Consider the following 25297-nt stretch of genomic DNA (forward strand, 5'->3'; position numbering starts at 1 on the left):
GGGAGACGAATGATGAATCGCCAAGCAAAACAGAACCGTCGGCAGTCTCGCATCGTGCGTCCCTGCCTGCTCGCCAGCGCCGTCGCCCTGGCCATGGCGGCCAACCCCGCCGCTGCTATTGACCTGAGTACCGACAACGTCAGTATTCGTCTCGATACCACCATCAGCTACGCGATCGGCGCGCGGGCATCCGAGCGTGACGACGACCTGGTGGCCAAGGCCTTTTTCAACCCGCTGATCGTCCAGGCCCCGCTGGAGCAGCAGATGGCGGCCACGGGCCGGTTTTCGGCCAACTCCGACGACGGCAACCTGAATTTCGATCAGTGGGATCCGATCTTCAACGTCGCGCGCGTGACCTCCGAGCTGTCGGTCGGCTACCGCAATTTCGGCGCATTTGTTCGCGGCAACTATTTCTACGACTTCACCCTCAACGACGAGGAGTTCCTGTCCGAGGACGCGAAGGATCGGGTGGGCGAGCGCGCGCGACTGCTCGACGCCTACCTGTACGGTGATTTCGACATGCCCGGCGGTCGGCTGCTTTCGATGCGCCTGGGTCGCCAGGTCGTCAGCTGGGGCGAGAGCACGTTTATCCCCGGCGGCATCAACGCGGTCAACCCCGTAGACATCACCGCCTTGCGCACCGCAGGCGCTGAGTTGCGGGATGCTTTCCTGCCGCTGAATATGCTCTGGGGCAGCATGGATCTCACGCCAAACCTGTCGGCCGAGGCGCTGGTCATGTTCGACTGGGAAGCGGTCGAGGCCGAGCCCTCGGGGACTTTCTTCGCGACCAACGACTTTGCCACCGAGGGCGGTCGCTACGCCATGCTCAACTTCGGCCTGGTGCCGCAGCCGGTACGCAACACCGACCTCTACGATCCGGTCTGTCGTCAGGGCCAGTTCGGCATGAGCGATACTGGGCTGCCGCCAGAGCTGGTGGGGCTGGGTTGCTCGGCCGCTTTCCCGCGACGGGCCCAGGACAACGAGCCCAGCGACTCCGGTCAGTACGGGATTGCGCTGCGCTACTTTGCGCCCTGGCTGAACGACACCGAGTTCGGGTTGTTCTACCTCAATTACCACAGCCGACTGCCGGTGTTGTCGGGCCAGGCCGTGACCAGCCCGGACATCACCACCGGGCGCGTGATCGTCGAATACCCGGAAGACATCAACCTGTTCGGCCTGAGCTTCAATACCACGGTCGCCGGCTGGTCCGTCGGGGGCGAGGTCAGCTATCGCGACAACCTGCCGATCCAGATCGACGACGTCGAGCTGCTGTTCGCCGGCCTGTCGCCGCTTAATGCGGCCATACCCAGCGAATACGATCGCTTCCGCAGCCAGCTGGGCCAGTATGCGCCGGGCGAATTCATCCCCGGCTACGAGCGCCGGGAGGTCTCCCAGGCGCAGGTGACCTTGACCAAGCTGATCGGGCCGAACAACTGGATCAACGCCAGCCAGGTGGCCGTCGTGGCCGAAGCGGGTGCGACCCACTTCTGGGACCTGCCCGATCGTTCTGTTATGCGTTTCGATGGTCCCGGCACCGATACCGGCGGCGGGCCGTCGCGATTCACCGGCGGCAACAGCCGCAATCCGGTAACCCTGAACGACGGCTTTGCAACCTCATTCAGCTGGGGTTATCGCCTGGTGGTGGCGCCGACCTACAACAACGTGTTCGGGTCGGCCTGGTCCATGACGCCGCGTCTGGCGTTCAATCATGACGTTCAGGGCGTCACGCCCGGTCCCGGCGGCAACTTCATCGCCGGGCGCAAGCAGGCCACGCTGGGTCTGCAGCTCAACTACCTGTCTCAGTGGCGCCTGGATTTTGCCTACACCAATTTCTTCGGTGCCGGCATCAACAACCTGCTGGGTGACCGGGACTTCGTTTCGGGCTCGATCAGCTACTCGTTCTGATCTTGGTCGGGCGAGGCATGACCGCTGACTCCAGCCCGGTGCGGGTGGTGTTGCTGGTGATCGCGCTGCTGGCGCTGACGGCCTGCGCGATGCCGCCGCAGTCCGATTCGCTGGAGGGCGGTCAGTCGACGCCTGCTGCCGACACTGCGGCGCAAAGACAGGCCCAACAGGAGGCTGAGGCCGAGCGTCAGGCGGCGCAGCAAGAAGCCGAAGCTGAACGCCGGGCAGCACGAGAAAGGGCCGAGGCCGAGCGCCAGGCGGCTGACGAGGCCGCTCGGCAAGCCGTAGCCGAGGCCGAAGCGCAACGTCTGGCGGCCGAGGAGGCGGCCCAAGAGGCCGCTGAAGAAGCCGAACGACAGGCCGCCGAAGAAGCCGAAGCCGCGCGCCTGGCCGAAGAGCGGGAAGCCGCCGAGCAGGAAGCACAGGCCGAAGCGCAACGCGCGGAAGCCGAACGTCTGGCAGAGGAGCAGGAGCTCGCCGAGCGCCTGGCGGCCGAGCGGGCAGAAGCCGAACGGCTGGCGGCTGAAGAAGCCGAAGCCGCGCGCCTTGAAGCCGAGCGGCTGCGCGAAGAGCAGCTGGCGGAAGTCCAGACGGAGCAGGAAGCCGAAGCCGAAACGCCTCCGGCGACGGTGGACGAGGACGTCGTTCTTGCGCGCACGCCTGAGAACATTGCCCGGCTTGGCGAGGACCTGACCCCCATGGGTTCGATCCGCGCCGGCAGCGCCGACGGCCGGATACCGCCCTGGGAGGGCGGATTGGTGCGAGACGATTGGCCGGCGGGCTACGAGCCCGGCGAGCGCCACCTTGATCCTTTCGCTGGCGATGAGCCGCTGTATGTCATTACCGGCGATAACTACCAGGAGTACCGTGATCGCCTGTCGGTCGGTCAGATGGCGACCTTCGAGCGCTATCCGGACACTTACCGCATGGCGGTCTATCCGACGCGGCGCAGCGCGTCGTTTCCGGAGTTTGTGTACGAGGCGAGCATTGAGAATGCGGCTACCGGTCGCCTGATTGCCGACGGCGAAGGCGTGGCTGATGTGGCCGAGGGCTTTCCTTTTCCGCTGCCCCAGAATGCCTACGAGCTGATGTGGAACCACAAGCTCAAGCACAAGGGCACAGGTGGTACCCGCTACAACAACCAGGTCGCGCCGACCGCCAGTGGCAGTTTTCAGCTGGTACGGTTGCGCGAGGAACTGCTGGGCTTGTACTACGCCGAAGGCAGCACCATTGCCGAGACCAACAACATCCTGCTTTATTTTTTCCAGGAGGTTGAGTCTCCGGCCCGGCTGGCGGGCAATATCCTGCTGGTACATGAAACCCTGAATCAGCTCGAGCAGCCGCGCCAGGCCTGGATCTACAACCCGGGCCAGCGCCGCGTTCGCAGGGCGCCGAACGTGGCCTATGACAACCCCGGCACGGCGTCTGACGGTTTGCGCACCAACGACATGACCGACATGTTCAACGGTGCCATGGACCGTTTCACCTGGCGCATTGCCGGCAAGCGCGAGATGTACGTTCCCTACAACGCCTACAAGATCCACAGCGCCGACGTCACGCCACAGGATCTGGTGATGCCCGGTCATCTCAATCCGGACTACACGCGCTATGAACTTCACCGGGTCTGGGTGATCGAAGCCGAACTGCGACCGGAATTTCGCCATATCAACTCGCGCCGCACCTTCTATCTCGATGAAGACAGTTACCAGATTCTCCTGACCGATCACTATGACGGCCGGGGAGAGCTCTGGCGCGCGTCTGAATCGCATGCGATCAATTACTACGATGTGCCGACCTTCTGGTCGTCCATCGAGGTTCACATGGACTTGCAGTCCGGCCGCTACATCGCCAACGGGCTGGATAACCAGGACCCCGTCAACACCTTCGACGTGCCGCTGAGCCCGAGCAGTTATACCCCCCAGGCATTGAGAACCCGGGGCCGTCGATAAAATCACCTTGGAGTCGAAAATCTCATGAAGCAGACACCACAACGGAACGTTTTCTGCCGCAAGGCCGCCCGGAAAGGCGTACTGGCTGCCGCCCTTATTGGCCTGTCGTTCTCGGCGAGCGCGCAGACCGTGCCCGATGAGCAGGGCGACTACATCATTCCCCGGACCGAGGCCAACATCGCCCGCCTTGGAGAAGACCTGACCCCGATGGGTTCGCTGCGGGCCGGCAATGCCGACGGCACGATTCCGGAGTGGACCGGCGGACTGGGTCGCGATGACTGGCCGGCCGGCTATGAGCCAGGTGATCGTCATCCCGACCCTTATGCCGATGACGAACCGCTGTTTGTCATCACGGCCGAGAACTACCAGGACTATGCCGACCAGCTGTCGGCCGGGCACAAGGCCGCGTTTGAACGCTATCCGGATACGTTCCGGATGAAGATTTATCCCAGCCGCCGTTCGGCCTCATTCCCCGAGCGCATTTACGAGGCGACCCGAAGCAACGCATCGACGGGGCAGCTGGTTGCTGCGGGTGAAGGCGTGGTGGACGTGGCCGAAGGCCTGCCGTTCCCGCTGCCGCAGAATGCCTACGAGCTGGTCTGGAACCATAAGATGAAGTACAAGGGCACGGGCGGCCGGCGCTACTTCAACCAGGTCGTCCCGACCGCAGGCGGCAACTATCAGCTCATCCGTCTGCGCGAAGAGTTCCTGGGTCTGTACTACGTCGAAGGCAATACCATTGCCGACACCAACAATATCCTGCTGTACTTTTTCCAGGAAGTGGAATCACCAGCCCGTCTGGCCGGCAACATCCTGCTGGTCCACGAGTCGCTCAACCAGGTTGAGCAGCCTCGCCAGGCCTGGATCTACAATCCCGGCCAGCGCAGGGTCCGACGCGCGCCCAACGTTGCCTACGACAACCCGGGCACGGCATCCGACGGTCTGCGCACCAACGACATGACCGATATGTTCAACGGTGCGATGGATCGATTCAACTGGGAAATTGTCGGCCAGCGCGAAATGTTCATTCCCTACAACTCCTACCAGGCCCACAGCGACGAGCTCGAGCCCGACGATCTGGTCACCCCGGGCCATCTCAATCCAGAACACATGCGCTATGAAGTGCACCGCGTCTGGGTGGTCGAGGCCAACCTGCGCGAAGGCACGCGGCACATCAATGCCCGGCGGACCATGTATCTGGATGCCGACAGCTACCAGATCGCCATCATCGATCACTACGACCAGCGCGGCAACATGTGGCGGGTCTCGGAAGCGCACTCCATCAACTATTACGATGTGCCGACGCTGTGGGTGACGATCGAGTCGACCATGGATCTGCAGTCGGGTCGCTACATCGCCAACGGCATCGACAACCAGGATCCGGTCATGACCTTTGACGAGGACCTGAGCGCCAGCGATTACACGCCCCAGGCACTGCGCGTAAGAGGACGGCGCTGAGTTGGACGCGAAGGCGCGACTCCGGACGGGGCGTAAGCCGGTCGACGGCTTCGCTCCCGTTTTCACCATCGGCGCGATCTGTTTTCGACCATGAGGTGGCGGCTCCGAGCTGGCTTGGCCGCGGGCTTGGCCGCCTGCCTCATCGTTTCGGTGCTGGCGGCGCCCCCCCACGAGTTGCCCCGGCCGGCGGTCCATGCGCCGCTGGCCGCGGAAAGCCTGATCCTGCACGTCATCCAGACCCCTCGCAACCTGGTCGCGGTGGGTGAGCATGGTCATGTCCTGTTATCAGAGGATGGTCGCGACTGGACCCAGGCGGAGTTCGTGCCCGTTCAGGCGACCTTGACCCGCGTGACTTACGCCGATGAGCGGCTCTGGGCCGTCGGCCACGACAGCACCATTATTCACAGCTACGACTTCGGCCAGACCTGGGCCCTGCAGCATTTCGAGCCGGACTGGGAGCAACCGCTGCTGGACGTGCATTTCTTCGATGGCGACACCGGCATCGCCGTTGGCGCCTACGGGCTGTTCATGCGCACCGAGGACGCCGGCCGTCACTGGGAGATTCTGGACATGGCCGACATGGTCACCGCCGAAGCCATCGATTGGGAGGAGGCCGCCCGCGCAATGGTCGAAGAACAGGGTGAGGAGCCCGATGGCGGGCCGGAAGACGACGAGTACTACGATGCCAGCCTGGATTTCGATCGCGGGTGCTACGAGTTCATGGAGTGTCATCTCAACGCCTTTCTCGATCTGGGCGCGGGTCGCCAGATGATCGCCGCCGAACGCGGCTACGGCTTTCGCTCGGTCGACGGCGGGCAGACCTGGGAGAGCTTTCGCTTTCCCTACTCCGGGTCGATGTTCGGTCTGCTCCATCTGGGCGGCGACACCGTGTTGGCTTACGGGCTGCGCGGTCACGTTCAGCGCAGCGACGATTTTGGCGACAGCTGGACGGTGCTGGACACCGGCCTGGAGTCCACCCTGATGGGCGGGATAATCGACCCCCAGAATCGCCCCTTGATGGTCGGAACGGGCGCGGCTCGCCTGCACTATGATCCCGAATCCGGGGGCTTCGATCTGGACGAAGACCGACTGGGCAGCGACTACGTCTCGGTTTTGATTGCGCCCAACGGCACGCTGGTGCTGGCCGGTGCGGACGGGCTGAGCCATGAGTGAGTCGAGCCCGTTCAGCCGGCGGGCGGCCGACGCCATTTTTAGTATCCGGCCGCTGGTTTTGCTGATCTTCGCGATTGGCACAGTCGTCATGATGTTCTTCCTGGCGCAGCTGCGCGTCGACGCTGGATTCTTAAAGCAGCTGCCGCTTGAGCACGAATACATGCAGACGTTCATGGAATATGAGCGCGAGTTCGGTGGGGCCAACCGGATCATGGTCGCGCTCATGGCCGAAGACGGTGAGATGTTCACCGATGAATTCTTCGAGCGCATCGAAGAAATCAGTAACCGGGTATTTTTCATCCCCGGGGTCGACCGGGCCAGCGTGCGTTCGATTTTTACCCCGAACGTGCGCTTCGTGGAGATTGTCGAGGATGGCTTTGCCGGCGGTAACGTCATCCCGGCCGATTTCTCGCCTTCGCCCGAAGCCTTCGAGCGCGTGCGCTCCAATATCGTCGCGTCCGGTGAAGTCGGCCGCCTGGTGGCCGAGGATTTCTCCGGCGCCCTGGTTTCGGCCAATCTGCTTGAGCAGGATGCGGGCAGCGGTGAATCGCTGGACTACCAGGACGTCGCGCGGCAGCTTGAAGAGATTCGTGAGGATTTCGAGGGCGAAGGCTACACCGTCCATATCATCGGCTTTGCCAAGATCGTTGGCGACATCGCCGATGGTGCACGCGGGGTGGTGGTCTATTTCGGCGTGGCTTTCGTCATCACGGCCTTGCTGCTGTTTTTCTATTCGCGTTCGGTCTGGTTGACGGTGCTACCGCTGGTGTGCTCGGTCACGGCGGTGATCTGGCAGCTCGGCCTGCTGAGCCTGCTGGGTTTTGGCATCGACCCGATGAACATTCTCACCCCCTTCCTGGTGTTCGCCATCGGGGTCAGCCACGGGGTCCAGATGATTTCCGGCTGGAACGCCGAAAAGCTTTTCGGCGGCAATTCGCCGGTCGGTCTGGCGCAGGATGGTCATCGACTGGAAGACATCAAGGTCATTTCCAGCCTTGATGCATCCAAGCGCACCTTCGCGCGGCTGCTGGCGCCAGGGTCGATCGCGCTGATCAGCGATACCATCGGTTTTCTCACCATCCTGCTGATCAATATCCGCATCATCCAGGAACTGGCAATCACGGCCAGCATCGGCGTGGCGGTGATCATTTTCACCAACCTGGTGCTGCTGCCGATCCTTTTGTCTTATGTCCGGCTGCGCAATCCCGAGGCTTTCCGCGAGCGTCAATACGAAAATGGCCGCAAGACCGGCGTGATCTGGCTGATGATCGCCAGTTTTACCCGGCCCCGTGTGGCGACCATCGCCGTGCTGGTCGGCGCCGGCCTGTTCGCCTTCGCCTGGATCAAGAGCCAGGACATGCAGATCGGCGACTCCCAGCCCGGGGTCCCGGAGTTGCGGCCGGACGCGCGCTACAACCAGGATGCCGAGCTCATCTCGGACCGCTTTTCGCTGGGCACCGACCTGATCTCCATCATTGCAGAAACCGTGCCGGGGGCGTGTACCGAGTCCTACGCGGTCATGGACGCCATCGATCGTTTCTCGTGGCGGATGGCCAACGTCGAAGGCGTCCAGCAGGTGGTCTCTTTGCCGATGGTGGCCAAGACGGTCAACGCCGGCTGGAACGAGGGCAACCTGCGCTGGAAAGTGCTGCCGCGCAATGCCTTCATCATGCGCCAGAACCTGCAGAACATCGAGACCTCGACCGGTCTGCTCAACGAAGACTGCAGCGCCATGCCGATCATGCTGTTCACCACCGACCACAAGGCCGAGACCATCATCCGGGTGGTTCGGGCGGTGCGCGAACTGCGCGAGGAGATCTTCGTTGAACAGCTGGATTTCCAGCCGGCCGGCGATGTCGTGGATGATCTGGTCATGCAGGAGGGCGAGCCGTGCGAAGAGTGCCTGCGCTTCCGCCTGGCCACCGGCAACGTCGGCGTGATGGCGGCCACCAATGAGGAAGTCGAGGCCGCCCAGCTGCCGATGCTGCTGTACGTCTACTCAGCCATCATCATCCTGTGTCTGCTCACTTTCCGCACCGTGCTGGGCACCGCCTGCATTGTCCTGCCGCTGGTCCTGGTCAGCTACATGGCCTACGCGCTGATGGCTTACATGGGCATTGGCCTGAAGGTCAATACCCTGCCGGTGGTCGCGCTGGGGGTCGGGATCGGCGTCGATTACGGCATCTATATCTTCAGCCGCATGCGCGCGTTCATGCAGGACGGCTACGACCTCGACGAGGCCTACCTGCGCACCCTGCGCCTGACCGGCAAGGCGGTGTTCTTCACCGCCATCACGCTGGCGGTCGGGGTTGGCACCTGGCTGTTCTCGGCCCTGCAGTTCCAGGCCGACATGGGCGTGCTGCTGGCTTTCATGTTTATCTTCAACATGGTCGGTGCCATGCTCCTGCTGCCCGCCCTGGCTAGGATGCTGCTGGCCTGGAAAGAGCCGGCCGCCCGTTAAGCCTGATCAGGACTTCGGATAAAAGCGCGGCCCACCGGGAATTGGTCGCTTGCTGAAGCGCTTGTAAATCCAGAGGTACTGGGCCGGCTCGGCCCGGATACCTGCGCTGAGCCAGTCATTCATCGGCTGCAGTGCCCGCGCTGGATCCGGATCCAAGATTTCCGGCGGGGCGGACTGGAAGTGCAGTGCCCAGCCTCGGCCCCGGGGCAGGCGCAGGGCGTGACAGAAAATGACCGCGCAACCGGTCTTTCGAGCCAGCCGATGGACCAGGGTCATGGTCAGTGCAGGAACGCCAAGAAAGGGGACGAACACACCGTCTCCGCGCTTGGGCTGAATATCGGCGGCGACACCGACCGCGCCCCCGGCGCGGAGCTGGCGCAGCAGCTGACGCATGGCTGCGCTGCCGCTGGCCGCCACCCGGCCGCCGAAACGCGTACGTGCGGCGCTGATGAATGCGTCCAGCGCCGGATCGTCAGGCGCGCGATACAGGGTGACCATGTCGACGCGCCGCGACAGTTCCAGATTCAGGATTTCCCAGTTGCCCAGATGTCCGGTCACCATGAGCACGCCGCGGCCGTTATCCAGGGCCGTCTGCACGTCTTGCCAACCGTTCACCTGGGCCAGGTGCCGTGTCAGTCGTTCTCCCGACCAACCGGCCAGGGCACCAAGTTCCGATGCCAGGCGCAGCAGTTCCACGCGCTGTGCCTGAGCCAGGCGGCGCTGCTGTCCACCCGACTTTTCCGGAAAGCACACCGACAGGTTGCGTCGAACCACGGCGTGCTTTTGCCAGGGTAGTTTCCCGAGCAGCCAGGCGGCCGGAACGGCTCCGGCATGCAGCAAGCGCAGGGGCATCCAGCCCAGCACTCGGGAAAGCGTCGTCAGCAGGCCGACTTTCAGTCGACCGGTATTCATCGGCGATTGCGGTAGGGGTCGGTCCTGCCCTCCGGCTGCAGGGAAAAGCGCTTGTACAGCCACAGATACTGCTCGGGTTGTGCACGGATGTGTTCTTCCAGACAGCGATTCATGGCAGTTGCGCCAACGACCGGGTCGGCGTCGGCCACCGACGAATCCACCGGTCGATACGCCAGTTCCCAGCCGCGGCCACCCGACAGTCTGCGACAATCAGAGAAGATGACGACGCAGCCGGTTCGCCGCGCCAGCCGATTGACCAGGGTCATGGTCAGCGCGGGCCGGCCGAACAATGGCGCGAATACGCCTTCCCCCTGGCGCGGTTGCTGGTCGATCAGCAGTCCGACGGTGCCGCCGGATTTCAACGCCCGCAGCATGTGACGCATCGCCGGCGAGCCGGCAGCGATCAGGTGGTTGCCGAAACGCGTGCGCGAAGCGGTCACGGCAAGATCGATCCGACGGTCTCGCGGCGCCTTGTACAGGCCGCTGAACGCGCTGTTGAGGCCCAGGTGCAGCGCGTTGATCTCCCAGTTGCCATGGTGGGCACCGATTATCAGTACGCCGCGCCCGGCGCGGCGGGCCTGGTCCAGATGGTCTCGACCCTGCACTTCCCGTACCGCCCGATCCAGGCGCGCCGACGACCAGTACCAGACTGCACCCGATTCCAGCACCAGGCGAGCCATGGCGACCAGGTTGCGCCAGTGCAGCCGCTTGCGCTCGCGCGCGGTCCATTCTGGAAAAGCGATCTCCAGGTTGGTTGTGATGACCCGATGCTTGCGCCATGGCAGGCAGTAAAGAATGGCCGCCGGGAACAGGGCCAGCCAGTACAGCAGCCGCAGCGGCATCCAGCTCAGCAGGCGAATCAGGAGCAGCGCCAGGGTGATTTTCATGCAGGACGGGCAAAGGCAGGGTTCAGGGGTCCAAAGGATACCCGCAAAGCCCGCGCACCGGCCAGTTCGGCCCGGGCCCGCCGGTCGTCAGGCCTCGCGCCCTATAATCTGACCTGCCGCTGTGGCGCCGACCGCAGCGCATTCGAGAACGCGGGAGATGGTAATGATTGGTCTGATGCAGCGGGTGACCGGCGCGGCCGTCGAGGTGTCCGGCGAGGAAATCGCCCGCATCGGCCCCGGTCTGCTGGTTCTGGTCGGCTTCCGCCGTGGCGATCGCGCCGAGCGCCTCGAGCGCTTCCTCGAGCGTCTGCTCAATTACCGCATTTTCGCCGATGAACAGGGCCGCATGAACCGCGGGCTGCGCCAGGCCGGAGGCGGATTGTTGCTGGTGCCCCAGTTCACCTTGGCCGCCGACACCAACGCCGGCAATCGGCCCAGCTTTTCGCCTGCCGCCGCGCCGTCGGAAGGCGCCGAGCTGTTCGAGCGGTTGATCGAGCGAGCCCGGTCGGCCTGGCCGGACAGCGCCTGGGGCCGGTTCGGCGCCGATATGCAGGTCAGCCTGGTCAACGACGGACCGGTGACTTTCTGGCTGGAGGTCGACTGAACGTGTCCGCCGAGTCGATCGTGGCGCCTGATATCACCGACCGCACTGAAATGAGACGACTGGCGTCTGTCTTCGACCACGGCCGGTTGATCGCGATCCCGACTGAAACCGTCTACGGGTTGGCCGCGCCGATCGACCGGCCGGAACTGGTCGAGCGAATCTTTGCGCTCAAGGGTCGTCCGCCGGACCATCCGCTGATCGTCCACGTGGCCAGCCGCGCGCAGGCCAGGGTCTGCGTCAGCGACTGGCCGGAAGTGGCTGATATCCTGGCTTCGCATTTCTGGCCGGGACCACTGACGCTGGTGCTGCCGCGGTCTGCGGCGATTTCCGACCGAATCACCGCCGGCCAGAATACGGTCGCCCTGCGGATGCCGGATCACCCCGTCGCCCTGGCGCTGATCGAGGCGCTGGATTCGCCGGTGGTTGCGCCCAGCGCCAACCTCTTTACGCGACTTTCGCCCACTTCGGCGGCGGATGTGACCGAGGCATTTCCTGCCTCCGAGGTGCTGGTCCTGGACGGCGGCCGGTGCCGCGTGGGCATCGAGTCCACTATTGTTGCCGTCGACGAGATGACCCAGACCCTGTGGTGGCTCCGCCCGGGCCAGGTTGATCGGGGCCAGCTGGCCGCGCTGCTTCCGCCCGGCTGGCGTCTGTCTCCGCCGGCCGATGAGGCTGATTCTACTCAGCCGGCCGCTCCCGGTGGCATGCTGATCCATTACCGTCCGGGCAAGCCGCTGCGGGTGACGGTGGTTGCGGGACAGGCCGGGTTGCAAGGCCTTCGGCAGCGGCTGCACGCTGATCCTGAGACGACGGTGGTCGAACTCCCAGACCAGCCGGCGCAGGCTGCGCGCGAGCTGTATGCGGCGTTGCGCCGGGCCGATGCCCAACCGGGACAGTTCATCGACCTCATCATTCCGTCCGAGCGGCTGGACGATGCGGCCTGGGAGGGGGTTGCCAATCGCTTGCGAAAATCGGCCTCCGAGTGGACTCGCCTGGACGGCTGAACCGGTTCTTTAGTCAGAGGTTGCCAGGGCGCTGGGTTCTTTGAGGATTCGGGCCAGGGTGTTGCGGCTCATGCCGAGCCGGCGCGCGGCCTCGGACTGGTTGCCTTGGCAAAAGTCCACGGCAATGCGAGCGACGTGCTGCTCGAAGCGGGCCTTGAGCGGATCGTAGACGTCTGGCTCTTCGCGCGACAGGCGCTGGCGCAACTCTTCGGTCATCAATTCGGGCCACCCGGGCGCCTTGGTCGCGCCGCCACGGTGATCGGGGTGCAGCTCCGGCGGCAGATCGTCGATGCCGATGACCGGCGCCGGGGCCAGGGCGACCAGCGACTGGCACAGGTGGCGCAACTCGCGCACGTTGCCCGGCCAGTCCAGGGTGGCCAGGTGCTCGAGCAGCGCCCGGTCGGCGAGCTTGGGCGGCAACCGGAATTCCTGTCCGGCCTCGCGCAGAAAATGGCGCACCAGGGCTGGCACGTCTTCCAGACGCTCGCGCAACGGCGGCACCCGCAAGGTGATCACTTTCAGGCGATGGTAGAGATCGGCGCGAAACTGGCCGCTCTCGACCAGCGCCGGGAGATCGCGATGGGTTGCGGTGACAATGCGCGCATCGGCCCGGACCAGATCATGACCGCCCAGCCGGTAATACTCTCCCTCGGCCAGCACGCGCAGCAGGCGCGACTGCAGCGACAGCGGCATGTCCCCGATCTCGTCGAGAAAAAGCGTGCCACCGGCTGCCTGCTCAAAGCGGCCCAGCCGTTTGTCGGCCGCCCCGGTGAAGGCGCCGCGCTCGTGCCCGAACAGCTCGGATTCGAGCAGGTCTTCCGGGATGGCCGCGGTATTGATGGCCACGAAAGGCCCACCGGCCCTGGGGCTGTGCTGGTGAAGCGCGCGCGCGACGAGTTCCTTGCCGGTGCCGGTCTCGCCGGTGATCAGTACCGGAATGTCGCTGCCCGACAGCCGCCCGATGACCCGGATCATTTCCTGAAAGGCCGGCGAGCTGCCGACCAGGCCGTCACGGGGCGCGCCGCTGTCGCTGTCGCCCGGTCGGGCGTTAAGCGCCTTGCGCACCAGGCGCCCGAGTTCGTCGAGATCGAACGGTTTGGCCAGGAATTCGAAAGCTCCGCCCTGAAATGCGCGCACGGCATAGTCGAGGTCGGAGTAGGCGGTCATGATGATGACCGGCAGGTCCGGACGCCTGCGGCGGAGTTCCTGCATCACGTCCAGGCCGCTTTTGCCTTCCAGCCGGATGTCGGCCAGCACCAGATCCGGGGCGCCGCGACGGAACGCCGCGTTCAGCTCGTCGCCGTCGGCGAACACGCTGGGTTTCCACCCTTCGCCGGTCAGGTATTCCTCAAGCACGTAGCGGATTCCGGGGTCGTCGTCGATGACCCAGACGTTGTCAGACATGGTCGCTCTCCTCGGCCGGAATCAGCGGCAGGCGAATGATGAAAGCGCTGCCGGGTGAACGCGGCAGGTACTCGACCAGGCCACCGTGCGCGCGCGCGATCTGCTGGACGATGGCAAGGCCGAAGCCGGAGCCCTGGTCGCGCCCGGAAACCATCGGTAAAAAAAGCCGGTCGCGCAACGTTTCGGGAACGCCTTGGCCGTCGTCGAGAACCTCGATACGCACGGCGTGCCGGGCGGGTCGGTCGACCATCGGCGAATCGTGTTCGATGCGAGTGACCAGACGAATGGTGCCGGCCTCGGCCTGGACCGCGTTGCGAACCAGGTTGAGCACCATCTGGTGCAGCCGGTCGCCGTCGGCCATCAGGGGCGGAATGCTGGGATCGAAGTCTCTGACCAGGTCGAGGCGGCCGTGACGTTCGGTAACCACCAGTTCGCCGGTTTCTTCGAGGATCCGGTGCAGATTGATCGCCGCGAGCTCGGTGTTCTGGTCGCCGGCGAAGCGTTCGATCAGTCCGGTGATGCGGTCGACCTCGCGCTGGATCATCTCGGCGTGGCGCTTCAGCGCCGGCTCGCTGGTCTGACCGCCGATCAGCTGGGCGGCAGCGCGCACGCCGGCTAAAGGATTGCGCAGTTCGTGGGCCAGGCGCCTGGAGAGCATGTGAATGGCCTGCTGCTGGTCGGCGCGATTGGCCAGCTGGCGCTGGCGCAGTCGCTCGGCAACCGGATGCAGCTCGATCAGAACGCCGCCGTCGATACGGGTAAACACCGCATCGGCGGACTGGCCCGTTGTGCTCAGCGAGGCTTCGGGCGCCTGAAAACTGCGATGCCCGTGGGCCAGCCGCTGTGACCAGCGGGCCAGTGCCGGATCGGCGTATTCAAGCGGAGTGCGGTACAGGCTGGCCGGTGATCGTCCGAGAAAGTCGGCGGCGGCCTGGTTGAGCTGGTCGATGGTGCCGTCGGTCCCGATGATCAGGATGCCGGTGTACAGGCTGTCGGGATCGACCATCTCCATGATCGGATCGTCAGCGCGGTTCCGCGGCGATCAACCGTACCGATACGCTTTCGGTTTCGGCCAGCACGCGCCCGCTGGGTGTCTGAAGTTCGGCGCGCAAGCGGTATTCGCCCGGCGACAGATCGCTCAGGGTCAACTCCAGGCTGCGGATTGGCGGCTGCGGCTGGTCATTCAGATAAACCACCATTTGTGCGGCTGGCGGAATGTCGAGGTTGCTGTCCAGGCGAATGTCGATTCGCCCGTCGCTGTTTGCGATCACGGCGTCTTCGGCAGGCTCGGCGATCGTCAGCTGCAACGGCTCGACGGCGCCATCTGCGGGCTCGGGCTCGATCAATTCTTCGACTTCGGGATCGTTTTCGCTGATCACGTTGATGTCGGGAAGGTCCAGCGGTTCGGCGTCTTCAGCGGGCTTCTGGTCGGTGTAGGTCACGTTGCCGTTTTCGTCGACGACCCGGTAAATGGGCTGGGCAAGGAGGCCGGTACTGATCAGACAGAATCCGGCGAGCAGCATTTTCAGGGGGATGGACATCGCGCGTCGCTTCCTGTTGATGAAGGGGTTGGCCCTCATTCTACTGCCGCAACTGCACAAGATTTGAGCGTTGGGTCCACGGAGAGTGGAAAACGGCCGCCGCCCGGCGGACGGGGCGGCGGCCGGAACCGGTGCGTGGGTTCTCAGCTGGAGTAGTACATGTCGAATTCGACCGGGTGGGTCGACATCCGGAACCGGGTGACTTCCTGCATTTTCAGCGCGATGTAGCCGTCGATGAGATCGTCGGAGAACACGTCGCCGGCCTTGAGGAACTCGCGATCGGCGTCGAGCGCTTCCAGCGCCTGGTCGAGCGCATGGCAGACCCGCGGAATATTCTGTTCTTCTTCCGGCGGCAGGTCGTAGAGGTCCTTGTCCATGGGTGCACCCGGATCGATCTTGTTGACGATCCCGTCCAGGCCGGCCATCATCATTGCCGCAAAAGTCAGGTACGGGTTGCCCGCCGGGTCGCCGAAGCGCACCTCGATGCGCCGCCCCTTGTCGCTGAACACCCACGGTACCCGGCACGAAGCCGAGCGGTTGCGGGCCGAGTAGGCCAGCAGAACCGGCGCTTCAAATCCGGGCACCAGGCGCTTGTAGCTGTTGGTCGTGGAGTTGGCAAACGCGTTGATCGCCCGGGCATGCTTGAAAATCCCGCCGATGTAGTGCAGGGCGGTTTCGCTCAAGCCGCCGTAGCCGTCGCCGGCAAAGAGGTTGGTGCCGCCCTTGGACAGAGACTGGTGGACGTGCATGCCCGAACCGTTGTCGCCGACCAGCGGCTTGGGCATGAAGGTGGCGGTGCGGCCGTGCATGTGGGCCACGTTCTGGACCACGTACTTGAGGATCAGCAACTCGTCTGCCTTGCGGGTCAGCGTATTGAACAGCGTGCCGATCTCGCACTGGCCGGCCGTGCCGACTTCGTGGTGATGGACCTCCACCGGGATGCCCACGGCTTCGAGCGTGGTGCACATCAGCGAGCGCAGGTCCGCCAGTCCGTCGACGGGGGGTACGGGGAAGTAACCGCCTTTGACCCGCGGCCGGTGACCGTGGTTGCCTTCCTCGTACTTCTTGGCCGTGTTCCAGGCGGCTTCTTCGGCGTCGATCTCGAAAAAGGCGCCGGAGATTTCGTTGCCGAAGCGCACCGAATCGAAAACGAAGAATTCCGGCTCGGGCCCGAAAAAGGCGGAATCCGCCACGCCGCTGGATTTCAGATAGGCTTCAGCGCGCTTGGCCAGCGAGCGGGGGCAGCGGCTGTAGGGCTGCATGGTGGCCGGCTCGAGGATGTCGCAGTTGATGTTGAGCGTCTTGTGTTCGGAAAACGGGTCCATGAAAGTGGCTTCGCAGTCCGGCATCAGCACCATGTCGGAATCGTTGATGCCTTTCCAGCCGATGATCGAGGAGCCGTCGAACATCTTGCCGTCGGTCAGCAACTCTTCGTCGATGGCCGAGGACGGCACGCTGACGTGTTGTTCCTTGCCGAGCGTGTTGGCAAAACGGAAGTCGACGAACTCGATGTCCTCGTCGCGGATGCGCTTGATGATTTCAGTCGGTGTCATGGTTGAGCAGGGTTCCTTGGTGGTGGGTTCGGTATCCAGCTATGCAATGCACAAAACGTTCCAATGCCAGAGTCACCGCGATATGCGGCCTGCGGCGCGCTCCCGCACAGCATGGGCTCAATGATTGAGCGGGCTCTAAATCGACCCGCTCAATCATTGAGCTGATCTACGCCTTCACCGACGGGTTGAGGGTGTAGGTGCCGGTCAGGCTCGCCTCAGCCAGGACGTGACCCTGGATTGCCTTTAGTACCTCTGGTGCGCTGAACTCGGCCGGCAGCTCCAGGCGCTCGACGTCCAGCGCGTAGACGGTGAACACATAATGGTGGAGCAACGCGTCGTTCCAGGGCGGGCAGGGTCCGTCGTAACCGAAATATTGCCCGGCCATGTCCGGATTGCCGGCCAGGAAGCCGGTGTAGTCGTTGAGGCCCTGGCGCGCGCCTGCAGGCCCGGGCGGATGCTTCTTGCCCCCGGGCGTGACGCCGTCGCTGCACTGGCCGGTTTGCAGCTCGGTGACATCGGGTGGGATATCGACCATCGCCCAGTGACAAAAGTCGACCCGCGGCATGTCGGCCGGCAACACGCGGCCTTCCTGGTTGACGTCATCCGCTTTCGAGGGCACGTCCGGGTCGATGCACAACAAGACGAAAGATCGTGTTCTGGCCGGCGCATCCTCCCAGGCCAGGTGCGGCGAGACGTTGTCCGACAGTGCCATCGGCGCGTCGTCGGCAATTTTGCCGAAGGCGAAACGCGGATCGATGGGCTGCTGGTCGGTCAGGTCGATCGAGGACAGTTTCATGACGGTCAATCCCATGTGTTTCGGTGGAGCCGTTATCCTAGCAGGCCGTTTCACACCCTGCGAATCGCCATGTTTGTCACCCGGTTTCGTTCTCTTGTTGCACTGATCGTGCTGATTTGCTCGGCTGGTCAGGCGACGGCCTTTTCGGGCCTGCCAGCCGATTTCGACCCGGATCCGGACATTGCCGCGCCGGCGGAATTTCTCGGTTTCGACCCGGCCGAACGGCATCTGCGCCATGACCAGGTCGTCGCCTACCTCGACTACCTGGCCGAGGCTTCCGACCGCGTCTCGATCGAGCAGATCGGTCAGACGCACGGTCTGCGGCCGCTGAAACTGCTGGTTTTCAGCTCCCCCGAGCGCCAGGCACAAACGGCCCAGCTGCGGGCCGACCGGGTCCGTGCCAGCCGCGAGGGTGACGGCCCGCCGGTGATCTGGCTGGGGTATGCGGTTCACGGTAACGAGGCTTCCGGGGTCACCGCGGCGATGATCACGGCCTGGTACCTGGCCTCGGCCCGCAACGACGAAGTCTCTGGCTGGCTCGAAGAGGCGGTGATCCTTATGGAGCCGGTCTTAAACCCCGACGGCGCCGATCGCTTTGCCCACTGGGTCAACATGCACCGAGGCGTCCATCCGGTCAGCGATCCGGCCGACCGCGAGCACCACGAGAACTGGCCGAACGGGCGGACCAACTATTACTGGTTCGACCTCAACCGCGACTGGCTGCCCCTGGTTCATCCGGAATCCAGGGCGCGGCTGGCGCAGTTCCACGCCTGGCGGCCGCACGTGGTCACCGATCACCACGAAATGGGGCCCAACAGCACCTACTTCTTTCAGCCCGGGGTGCCCGAACGGAACAACCCGCTGACCCCGGCGCGCAATTTCTCACTGACCGCGACCATCGCGGAGTACCACGCCCGGCGACTCGACGAAGCCGATGAACCCTACTACACCCGCGAGTCGTTCGACGACTATTACGCAGGCAAGGGCTCGACGTATCCGGATCTGACCGGTTCGGTGGGTATTCTTTTCGAGCAAGGCTCGGCGCGCGGCCACGTCCAGGACACCGAGTACGGACAGCGGACTTTTGGCGAGGCGGTGGCCAACCAGATCCGGACCAGCCTGTCGTCCATCGAGGGGGCGGTGGCGCACGCCGATGAGCTGATCGCCTACCAGGCCGAGTTTTTCCGCAGCGCGCGTGAGGCGGCTGATCGCGACCGCAACGAAGGCTGGATGTTTGGCGATGGCGGCGATCCGGCGCGCGGTCGTGCGCTGGTCGAGCTGCTGCTGCGCCACGACATCACCGTGATGCCGGTTGCCGAGGAGGTCACCATCGCCGGGCGGCAACAGCCAGCCGGCTCGGCCTGGGCGGTACCCGCGGACCAGGACCAGTACCGCTTCCTGCGCTCGGTGTTCGAGCCCGTGACCGAACTGACCATGGAGACCTTTTACGATGTTTCGACCTGGCCGCTGGGACTGAGCTTCGACCTGCCGCTCGCACCCGTCCGCCGCCTGCCAACGCTTGGCGAAGCGCTGGAGTCGGTCGCGGCTTATCGCCCGACCCCGCCGGCCAGCGATGCGCCGGCCTGGATCGTGCCCTGGGATCAGCGCGGTGCGCCCCCGCTGCTGGCCGCACTGCTGGCCGACGACTACAGGATCCAGGTTTTCACCAAGCCGAGCACAATACAGGTCGGAGAAGACGATGAAAGAGAGTTCGTGCGCGGCAGCCTGGTCATTCATCGCGGCCTGCAGCCCGACAGCGCGCCGCCGGTGGACGAGCGGCTGGCCGAACTGGCGGCCGAACACGGCTCGGAGGTGGTTGCCGCGCGCCGGGGCCTGGCCGTCAGCGGGCCTGACCTCGGCTCACCATCCGTGCCGGTGGTCGAACCCGTTCAGCCGGCCATGGTGGTCGGTCAAGGCCTTTCGCCCAACCACGCCGGCTATGTCTGGCACTGGTTCGATCACTACCTGCAGCAGCCGCTGACCCGCCTTGACTGGATGCGTCTGACCCGGGTCGATCTGTCGGAATACAGCCACATCATCCTGCCCGACGGTAACTACTCGGCCCTGCCCGAACCGGCCGCGGAGCGGTTGGTGGACTTTGTTCAAGACGGCGGTATTCTGCTGGCGGCCCGGCGCGCCGCTGCCTGGGTTGAGACGCTGCCGCTGGAGTGGGAATTGATCGAGGACGAGGACTCCGAAGACGAACAGCAAGCCGTGCCGGAGCGGCGCGCGTACGGCGATTTCCGGGATGACCGGGCGCGGGAACTGATTGGCGGCAGCGTACTCGGGGTGAGGCTGGATCCCACCCACCCGCTGGCTTTCGGTTATACAGAGGAGGACCTGGCGGTGATGCGGCGGGGGCGACAGATGCTCAAGCCGGCGTCCAATCCCTACTCCAGCGTTGCCCTTTATACCGACGACGTGCTGGTCTCCGGCTTTCTTTCCGAGGAGAATCGTGAGCGCCTGGCCGGGAGCCCCGCGCTGAGCGTGACGCGTCACGGCGCCGGGGCGGTGATCCGGGTGGCCGATGACTATCTCTTTCGGGGTTACTGGCTGGGCACCGAGCGCTTGTTCGCCAACGCGCTGTTTTTCAGCTCGATCGTCGGAACAACCCAGCTGCCTTCGGAGGCGGACTAGACGGTTGAAACCGAGGCGGTCAGCCGGTCGCCTGGCGCCGGCTGCCGTCATCGACGCGCATCGCCATTTCTTCCAGAGCGGGGCGGTTGAGAACGCGCACCAGCTTGCCGCGGACTTCGATGACTTCTTCGCGCTGCAGCGTGCTGAGCGTGCGCGACACGGTTTCGATCGTCAAGCCGAGATAGTTGGCAATATCGCGACGGTCCATGGTCAGCCGGAACTGGTCCGGATCCTGGTTGCGGCGCGCCAGACGGCGCGACATGCTCATCAGAAACAGCGCAACGCGGGTGCGCGCATCCAGCCGCCCGACGACCAGCAGCAGTTCGCGCGTTTCGGCCATTTCCTCAGACAGCAGGCGCAGCATGACCTGGTTGAGCTTGGGACTGGACTGCAGCATGGTGACGAAATCCTTGAACGGGATTTCGCAGGTGCGGCTGTCTTCGAGGGCGATGGCAAACCCCGGGTGCTTTTCGTTGGACAGGGCGTCCAGACCCAGAATCTCGCCGGGCAAATAGAACCCGGAGACGATTTCGTCGCCTTCGTGGGAGAGTTGATAGGCCTTGACCGAGCCGGAGCGCACCACCGAGACGGTCTTGGCCGACTGGCCGCCGTGAAACAGGTGGTCGCTGCGCCCGACCGGCTGCTGTCGCTTGAGGACGCGGTTGATTTCCTCGCGCTCTTCGGGCGAGATGTCGTGTGCGAAACAGAGGTTGAAAAGGGAGCAGTCCTCGCAGGACGTCTCCTTCTGACCGATTTCCGAGATGCTCGGCTTGTCGCTCACGCGCCAACTCCTGACAATCAATGGAGCCAGATTATATCAGCAGTTGCTGCCCTGCCCAGTCAATTGCCAGCATTCACAAGGGCAGAAGCATCAGACGATGCGTGAGAAGCGCCCCTGCTGCTGCCGATTGGGTGTCAGGTAGGCATCGAAGACCTTGGCAATGGCGCGCAGAAACATCAGGCCGGCAGCGGTGACCGTGAATCCGCCTTTTTGCCACTCGATGAGTCCGTCTTCAGCCAGCGGTTCCAGGCGCTGCAGTTCCTCGCTGAAGTAGCTACGGAAGGAAAGCTCGAAAAGCCGTTCGAGGTCGGCGTAGACAAGAGCCCCTGTGCACATGATGCGCTCGATGATTTCGGCGCGTACGCGGTCGTCCGTGGTCCGGGTCAGCCCGCGGCAGGTGGCCGGATGACCTTCTTGCTCGATGGCTATGCGCCAGTCGGGCAGCTTGCGGTGATTCTGGGCGAAGCTGTCGCCGATCTGGCTGATGGCGCTGGGGCCGAAGCTGACCAGGTCCAGGCCGCCGTGGGTGGAATAGCCCTGGAAGTTGCGCACCAGCGTGCCGTTGGCCCGCGCCTTGACCATGGAGTCACCCGGGAGTGCGAAGTGGTCCATGCCAACGAACTCGTAACCGGAATCAAGCAACCGGCTTAAGGTATTGCGGAAGATCGCCAGCTTGGTGGTCGGGTTGGGCAGCTGCTCGCTCTTGATTCGGGTCTGGCCCTTGAACAGATGCGGCAGGTGGGCATAGTTGAACAGCGACAGGCGATCCGGCTTCAGGCTGACCATCGTCTCCACGGTCTGGGCGAAGCCGGTGGTGGTCTGCAGCGGCAGTCCGTAGATCAGGTCGACGCTGATCGACTCGAAGCCCACGGCCCGGGCGGCGCCGATGGTGGCGCTGACGGTCGCGGTGTCATGGATCCGGTTGACGGCTTCCTGCACGGCCGGATCCAGGTCCTGCACGCCGATGGAGATACGGTTGAAGCCGATTTCCCGCAGGCGCTTGATGCCGGTCGGATCGATGGTGCGCGGATCGACCTCCAGGCCCAGCTCGCCGTCCTGGGCAAACTTGAAGCGTGCGCGCAGCATGTCCATCAGGCGCGAGAGCTGATCGACGGTCAGGAAAGTCGGCGTGCCGCCGCCCAGGTGCAGCTGACGCACCTTGCGGTCAGCGTCAAAGCGCGGTGCGACCAGATCCATTTCGCGTTCGAGCGTGTCCAGGAATTCATCGCCGGCGGTCGCCGAGCGCGTGATGACGCGGTTGCAGCCGCAGTAGAAGCACGGGCTGGAGCAGAAAGGTACATGCACATACAGCGACAGATCGGCCGGAATCGGCAGGCGATTGCTCTCATCGATGGCGGTCAGGAAGTCCTCCGGGCCGAAGCGTTCGTTGAACTGTACGGCGGTCGGATAGGAGGTGTAGCGGGGTCCCTCACCGCCGTAGCGGTCGATCAGGTCCACGTCGAAAGTCGGACGAATGAGTTCGGACATGCTGTCGCTTCCCGGGCAGAATGGCTGATTATTTGATCTGAAAGCTTACCGTCGCTATGGGCAAACGGATTTGATACGCATCAAAACTTCGGAAGGTTCTGATAAATTGACATTTCACCGACCTTCCCGCTTGAAAGAGAGCTCATGAAAAAAGCCTGGATTTACCTGCTGCCCGTCATCGCGGCCTTCCTGGCGCTGCCTTCTGCGCTGCTTCGCGCCGAGACAGCCAGCGAAATCGATACGGTGCTGACGCTCGGTCCGCTTCCCTTTGCCTCGCAAGCGCTGGACGACAGCCCGAAGGCCGACGAGATTCGCCGTGCCCTGATCATGCAACTCAGCGACTCTGACCTGCCGGCGCCGGGGGCAAGCATCCGCGCTTTTGGCCAGTCGTTGACCTGGCAGGCCCATCCGCCCGAGGCAACGGCCAAGGATTCGGGGCCCTCGGTCTGGATGGTGCATCTCCAGGCTCAGCGCTTTGTGCGCGGGCGGCTGCTTGTTTCCGGCCTGGCCGAGCCCAAACTGTGGCTGAACGGCGAGCCGTACTCGCCGGAAGAAAACGGGGTGGAACTGGACCTGTCGGCCGGAACGCACACGCTGTGGCTGTTTCATCACGGTGCCGACCAGGAGCAGACGCCGGGCCTGCAGTGGAAGGGCAACACCGAAGTCGACCACGTCGATTTTCATGTCGAGCCGTGGCGTCTGGTTTCAGCGCGGTTGCTGACCAATGCCGAGACCGCTACTGAACTGGCGCTTTCGCCCGACGGTGAGCACCTGGCCATCACGTTCAGCGCCCGCAACGACGCCGCCGACCTCGACCTGGCCAGGGTCGAGGTCCGGGCGCTGGACAACAACCGCATCGTGCGCCAGTGGACCAGCAATCCGCCGCGCAGCCTGCAATGGAGTCCGGATGCCGACAGGCTGGCCGTGCAGGAAGGCGACAACCTTTGGCTGCATGATCTGGCCAGCGGACAGGCGCGACTGCTGCTCGCCAACCACGAGCGCATCGGCAGCTGGCGCTGGCATCCCGACGGCGGCTCGATTCTTTTTGCCTGGACCGAAGCGTTCGAGGCCGACAACGACCAGCGCCGGCGGCTGCGCTCGCTGGAAGATCGCTGGGCAAGCTTTCGTGACAACACGCAGCTCTACCAGGTCGATATCGAAAGCGGCCTGGTCCGGCCGCTGACCGCCGGCGCATCCTCGGTCAACCTGCTCGACGTGCATCCCGACGGCGATCGCCTGCTGCTGACCGAGCGCATCATCGACTACGCCGAGCCGCCGCACAGCCTGTTTCGCCTCTACACCATGGAATTGCCTTCGCTGGAGACGAGCGACGTCGGGCAATACCGTCAGATCAACGCTGCCCTGTTCGCCGAGGAGGGCTACTGGCTGCTGGCCGGACCCGGTCTGGTCCAGGGTGACGGTGCAACCACCGAGGAGGCACTGGTCCCGAACGAGTACGACACCCAGCTTTACGCCCTGAGCGCCGACGGTGAGACCGCGCGGAGTCTCAGCCGCGGATTCGACCCGTCCTTCGGCAATATGCACCGTCTGGTCACGGGCGACCTGCTGCTTTCGGCGACCTGGGGCGAAGAAGTTGCGCTGGTCCATGTCGATCCCGTCGAGGAAGATTTCCGGCGGATTGATACCGGGCTGGAAGTCATGGAGCAGTTCGTCGCCAGCGACGAACAAGCGCCGGTGGTCGTGGTACGCGGCACCGATGCCGATGCCCCGCAACGCATCCATCGCATCGACCTGGCCGCCAATGGAAATGAACCCGAGGTCTTGCTCGATACGCGCCCGAGCGAGTACGACGGCGTTCGCCTGAGCGAAGTTCGTCCCTGGTCGTTTACCAACGAAAGCGGTGATGCGATCGAGGGGCGCTATTACCTGCCGCCGGGCTTTGACCCCGACCAGTCCTACCCGCTGATCGTCTACTACTACGGCGGTACCACGCCGGTCAATCGCCAGTTCACCGGCCGCTATCCGTTCCAGCTCTGGGCGGCCAAGGGCTATGTGGTCTACGTGCTCCAGCCGCGCGGCACGATCGGCTACGGCCAGGACTTCTCGGCCCTGCACGTCAACGCCTGGGGCCGCTATACCGCCGAGGACATCATCGAAGGCACGCAACGGTTCGTCGCCGCCCACCCGTTCATCGACGGCGAACGCATCGGCAATATCGGCGCCAGCTACGGCGGCTTCATGACCATGCACCTGGCCACCCTCACCGATCTGTACGCTGCTTCGGTCTCGCACGCCGGCATCAGCGCGCTGACCTCCTACTGGGGCCAGGGCTGGTGGGGCTACGGCTACTCGGGAATCGCCAGCCGCGGCTCGTTTCCGTGGAACAACCCGGAGCTTTACGTCGGCCAGAGCCCGGTCTACTCGGCCGACCGCATCACCACGCCGCTGTTGCTGCTTACCGGAGATGCCGACACCAACGTCCCGCCCGGCGAGAGCCACAACATGTACACCGCGCTCAGGCTGCTGGGGCGGGACGTTGAGCTGGTCGAATTTCCCGGCGAAGATCACTGGATTCTCGACCGCGAAAAACGCTACGTGTGGTGGGACACCATGCTGGCCTGGTTCGACAAGTGGCTCAAGGACGAGCCGGAGTGGTGGCAGCACCTTTACCCGGAAACGGCACCCGAGGGGTGAGCTTTCCTGGCCTGTTTCAGCTGTTTCAGCTGTTTCGGCTGGTTTTTGCTGCCAAGCGAGCAGGTCGTGACGGCTACAGGCCCAAGTGC

The 25297-nt window shown here is 64.2% G+C and carries 18 protein-coding genes; 9 read left to right on the forward strand and 9 right to left on the reverse strand.

Annotated features, from left to right (window positions below):
* Positions 1 to 12: 12 nt before the first annotated feature.
* The 5 genes from G3I74_RS08465 (at position 13) to G3I74_RS08485 (ending at position 8946) form a co-directional block, all read left to right on the forward strand.
* Positions 13 to 1905: a DUF1302 domain-containing protein gene (locus G3I74_RS08465; RefSeq protein WP_164211140.1), complete on the forward strand. Its 1893-nt coding sequence runs from the start codon at positions 13 to 15 to the stop codon at positions 1903 to 1905.
* Between the two features lie 17 nt (positions 1906 to 1922).
* Positions 1923 to 3854, forward strand: coding sequence for a DUF1329 domain-containing protein (locus tag G3I74_RS15930; RefSeq protein ID WP_239056745.1), 1932 nt, complete (start codon positions 1923 to 1925; stop codon positions 3852 to 3854).
* A gap of 24 nt (positions 3855 to 3878) precedes the next feature.
* Positions 3879 to 5312 carry a DUF1329 domain-containing protein gene (locus G3I74_RS08475; RefSeq protein ID WP_164211141.1) on the forward strand — a complete coding sequence of 478 codons (1434 nt, stop codon included), beginning with the start codon at positions 3879 to 3881 and terminating at the stop codon, positions 5310 to 5312.
* Between the two features lie 150 nt (positions 5313 to 5462).
* Positions 5463 to 6485, forward strand: coding sequence for a WD40/YVTN/BNR-like repeat-containing protein (locus tag G3I74_RS08480; protein ID WP_203594627.1), 1023 nt, complete (start codon positions 5463 to 5465; stop codon positions 6483 to 6485).
* Positions 6478 to 8946, forward strand: a complete 2469-nt coding sequence (locus G3I74_RS08485) for an efflux RND transporter permease subunit (protein ID WP_164211143.1) — start codon at positions 6478 to 6480, stop codon at positions 8944 to 8946. Before G3I74_RS08480 ends, G3I74_RS08485 begins: the two co-directional genes overlap by 8 nt.
* A gap of 6 nt (positions 8947 to 8952) precedes the next feature.
* Here G3I74_RS08485 and G3I74_RS08490 read toward each other — a convergent pair whose 3' ends face one another.
* Both G3I74_RS08490 and G3I74_RS08495 read right to left on the reverse strand, forming a co-directional pair.
* Positions 8953 to 9858: a lysophospholipid acyltransferase family protein gene (locus G3I74_RS08490; RefSeq protein WP_164211144.1), complete on the reverse strand. Its 906-nt coding sequence runs from the start codon at positions 9856 to 9858 to the stop codon at positions 8953 to 8955.
* Positions 9855 to 10745, reverse strand: a complete 891-nt coding sequence (locus tag G3I74_RS08495; protein ID WP_164211145.1) for a lysophospholipid acyltransferase family protein — start codon at positions 10743 to 10745, stop codon at positions 9855 to 9857. Before G3I74_RS08495 ends, G3I74_RS08490 begins: the two co-directional genes overlap by 4 nt.
* A 163-nt stretch (positions 10746 to 10908) precedes the next feature.
* Between G3I74_RS08495 and dtd the strand changes: the two genes are divergently transcribed.
* Both dtd and G3I74_RS08505 read left to right on the forward strand, forming a co-directional pair.
* Positions 10909 to 11349, forward strand: a complete 441-nt coding sequence (gene dtd / locus G3I74_RS08500; RefSeq protein WP_164211146.1) for a D-aminoacyl-tRNA deacylase — start codon at positions 10909 to 10911, stop codon at positions 11347 to 11349.
* Between the two features lie 2 nt (positions 11350 to 11351).
* On the forward strand, positions 11352 to 12353 hold the full coding sequence (locus G3I74_RS08505; RefSeq protein WP_164211147.1) for an L-threonylcarbamoyladenylate synthase: 1002 nt from the start codon (positions 11352 to 11354) through the stop codon (positions 12351 to 12353).
* 9 nt (positions 12354 to 12362) lie between these two features.
* On the opposite strand, the gene ntrC is transcribed toward G3I74_RS08505, so the two are convergent.
* The 5 genes from ntrC to G3I74_RS08530 form a co-directional block, all read right to left on the reverse strand.
* Positions 12363 to 13757: a nitrogen regulation protein NR(I) gene (ntrC, locus tag G3I74_RS08510; RefSeq protein WP_164211148.1), complete on the reverse strand. Its 1395-nt coding sequence runs from the start codon at positions 13755 to 13757 to the stop codon at positions 12363 to 12365.
* Positions 13750 to 14769 (reverse strand): two-component system sensor histidine kinase NtrB, encoded by a 1020-nt coding sequence (locus G3I74_RS08515; RefSeq protein ID WP_164211149.1) that lies wholly within the window; start codon positions 14767 to 14769, stop codon positions 13750 to 13752. Before G3I74_RS08515 ends, ntrC begins: the two co-directional genes overlap by 8 nt.
* Positions 14770 to 14779: 10 nt before the next feature.
* Positions 14780 to 15298 carry a DUF4124 domain-containing protein gene (locus G3I74_RS08520; RefSeq protein WP_164211150.1) on the reverse strand — a complete coding sequence of 173 codons (519 nt, stop codon included), beginning with the start codon at positions 15296 to 15298 and terminating at the stop codon, positions 14780 to 14782.
* Positions 15299 to 15441: 143 nt separating this feature from the next.
* Positions 15442 to 16851 (reverse strand): type I glutamate--ammonia ligase, encoded by a 1410-nt coding sequence (gene glnA / locus G3I74_RS08525; RefSeq protein WP_164211151.1) that lies wholly within the window; start codon positions 16849 to 16851, stop codon positions 15442 to 15444.
* A 166-nt stretch (positions 16852 to 17017) separates the two neighbouring features.
* Positions 17018 to 17647 (reverse strand): YbhB/YbcL family Raf kinase inhibitor-like protein, encoded by a 630-nt coding sequence (locus G3I74_RS08530; protein ID WP_164211152.1) that lies wholly within the window; start codon positions 17645 to 17647, stop codon positions 17018 to 17020.
* A gap of 69 nt (positions 17648 to 17716) precedes the next feature.
* Here G3I74_RS08530 and G3I74_RS08535 point away from each other — a divergent pair, with 69 nt between their 5' ends.
* Positions 17717 to 20284: a M14 family zinc carboxypeptidase gene (locus G3I74_RS08535; protein WP_164211153.1), complete on the forward strand. Its 2568-nt coding sequence runs from the start codon at positions 17717 to 17719 to the stop codon at positions 20282 to 20284.
* 19 nt (positions 20285 to 20303) lie between these two features.
* On the opposite strand, the gene G3I74_RS08540 is transcribed toward G3I74_RS08535, so the two are convergent.
* Complete coding sequence (locus G3I74_RS08540; RefSeq protein WP_164211154.1) at positions 20304 to 21065, reverse strand: helix-turn-helix domain-containing protein; 762 nt, start codon at positions 21063 to 21065, stop codon at positions 20304 to 20306.
* 90 nt (positions 21066 to 21155) lie between these two features.
* Positions 21156 to 22553: an oxygen-independent coproporphyrinogen III oxidase gene (gene hemN / locus G3I74_RS08545; protein WP_164211155.1), complete on the reverse strand. Its 1398-nt coding sequence runs from the start codon at positions 22551 to 22553 to the stop codon at positions 21156 to 21158.
* 144 nt (positions 22554 to 22697) lie between these two features.
* Between hemN and G3I74_RS08550 the strand changes: the two genes are divergently transcribed.
* Entirely contained in the window at positions 22698 to 25208 is a 2511-nt protein-coding gene (locus G3I74_RS08550) for a S9 family peptidase (RefSeq protein ID WP_164211156.1), read from the forward strand.
* Positions 25209 to 25297 lie beyond the last annotated feature (89 nt).

This window comes from Wenzhouxiangella limi, from assembly GCF_010499265.1.
GTDB lineage: Bacteria > Pseudomonadota > Gammaproteobacteria > Xanthomonadales > Wenzhouxiangellaceae > Wenzhouxiangella > Wenzhouxiangella limi.